The organism is Kitasatospora sp. A2-31 (genome assembly GCF_022288725.1).
Classification (GTDB): Bacteria; Actinomycetota; Actinomycetes; order Streptomycetales; family Streptomycetaceae; genus Kitasatospora.
On sequence record NZ_JAKNTA010000093.1, the window covers coordinates 1 to 2,187 of the forward strand.

Below are 2,187 nucleotides of genomic sequence, written 5' to 3' on the forward strand. Positions count from 1 at the left end.
CACCGCCGCCGGATCCGCAGGCCGGGGTCAGAAGCAGCAGGAGTGCGCCGGCCGGGGCGGCGAGGGTTCTCTTCACGGTCGGGCGTCTCCGGTCTCCTACGGTCCCGGGTTTGGACGTTGGTGGTGCCGCGCCGGTTCCGGAACGCCGGTGCCCGGCCCGCTCGGGGTGAGCGGGCCGGGCACCGGTCGGTCCACGCCGGAGGCGGTCAGTCCTGGTCGTCGTCACCCCGGTTGGCGTCGTCCTCGTTGAGGGCGCGCAGGTTGACGGCCCAGATGCCGCGCCCGAAGGTGGCAGCGTAGAGCTTGCCGTCGGGGCCGGTCTTCAGCTGCTGGACGGAGGTGGTGGGCAGTTCCTCCCCGAGCACCGAGAAGGTGGTCTCGCCGGGCGCGCGGTAGAACGCGGCCAGGTCGGTGCCCAGGGCGAGGCCGCCGTCGGGCAGGAGCTTGACCGAGGTGGCCGGGACGTCGGGCAGGTTGGCCGAGACGTCGGTCCAGGTGGCGCCGCCGTCACGGGTCTCGAAGAGGTGGCCGACACCCGCGCCGGGGCCCTCGGTCCACGTCCGCGAGAAGCCGTTGAAGGCGACGAAGACGTGCCGGGCGTCCTTCTCGTCCACTGCGAAGGAGGAGATGTAGCGGTTCGGCAGGGTGCCGTCGACCGGCAGGTCGAGCTGGTGCCAGCCGGTGCCGTCGGTCCTGCCGACCGCGATGCCGCGGCTGAAGCCCTGGTTGTTGCAGGGGCCGCACCAGCCCGCGTACACCGTGCCGTTGACGGTGGCGACGGCCGTGGCGACGTGCCCGGCGCCCAGGTCGTAGGCGCTGGTCCACTCGCTGCCGCTGCGGATCGCGTAGCCCTTGTGCTGCACCCAGACGTGCCGGCCGCCCGCGATCCAGGTGCCGACGTCCTTCGGGTCACTGGTGATCGGCGCGATGAAGCGGGCGGAGCCGGTGTCCTTGTCGGGCGGGGCGACCTCGTACGAGGTGGCCTTCGACGGGTCGGTGGACCAGCTGCCGTCGTTGACGGCGCAGTTCTGGGTGACCCACACGTCGAGGTAGACGTACTCCTCGGCGATGTTGCAGCCGTTGTCCGGGTCGACCAGGGTGTCGGCGCCGTCGCCGCCGAAGTCGGAGCCCATCACCTTGTCGTGGGCGCGCAGGACGGACTCGCCGTTGTCCTGGAGGCCGCCGCTGACGACGACGCCCTTGCCGGTGCGGTCCGCCGGGTCCTTGCCGACGCCGACCGAGTAGTACTGGAGGGTGTCGATGGTGCCGTCGGCGAGGGACTTCCAGTCCTTGGCGTGCCCGCCGGAGTCGACCGCGCCGTTCACGGGGCGGGAGTAGATGCCGCCGTCGTTGCCGACGTACACGCTGGTCTTGCCCTTGTACGAGCCGATGGCGACGGCGTGCTGGTCGGGGTGGGTGGTCGGTGAGCAGTCGCCGGTCTGCTTGGTGGGGTCGATGCTCCAGCACGGGAACGGGAAGTTCCAGTAGGGGCCGGGGACGGTCCAGGTGGAGCCGCCGTTCCTGGTCTCCAGCACCTCCTCCAGGCCGGCGTACAGGTGGTCCGGGTTGGCCGGGTCGACCTGGAGGAACTGGTTGTACCAGGACTGGATGCCCGGCTGGTAGCCGGGGCCCTGGAGGGCCGAACCGGAGTTCTTGATCTTGTCCTTGTCCGCGATGAGCGTCCACGGGCCGGACGGGGAACCGGACTTGGAGACGTAGATGCCCTTGAGACCGGTGTCCGGGTTGTGCGCCATCACGTCCGGCGACTGGTCGATCGCGTAGTAGCGCGAGCCGTCCGCCGAACGGGCGAAGGTCACGTTGCCGACGTTCGCCGCGTCCGTCGGAAGCTCACCCAGCGAGGCCACCCGCTGCCAGCTGCCGTCGGCGGCCTTGCTGTAGAAGCCGTTGTAGGTGTCGCCGCCGCGCCAGCCGACCGCCAGGATCACCTTGGACGGGTCCTTGGAGTCGATCGCGATGTCGTTCGCGATGTTCTTGTAGGGCGCGCTCGGGTCCTTGGCCTTCGAACCGCCCGGCAGGTAGTCCGGGTTGGGCGCGAACTCCAGCGTCCACGGGCCGGAGAGGTCGGTGGTGGAGTGACTCCACACGCCCCTGCTGGTCGCCGCCCACACCGTGCCGCCGCCGAAGCGCAGCGCGTGGACGATCGTCGACTCCAGCTCGGCGCCACCG

The 2,187-nt window shown here is 70.8% G+C and carries 1 protein-coding gene; it reads right to left on the bottom strand.

All coding sequences use genetic code 11. From position 1 onward, the window contains the following. Positions 1-206: 206 nt before the first annotated feature. A partial coding sequence (locus tag MCM47_RS39790; RefSeq protein WP_238951727.1) for a glycosyl hydrolase occupies positions 207-2,187 on the bottom strand: 1,981 nt, incomplete at its 5' end.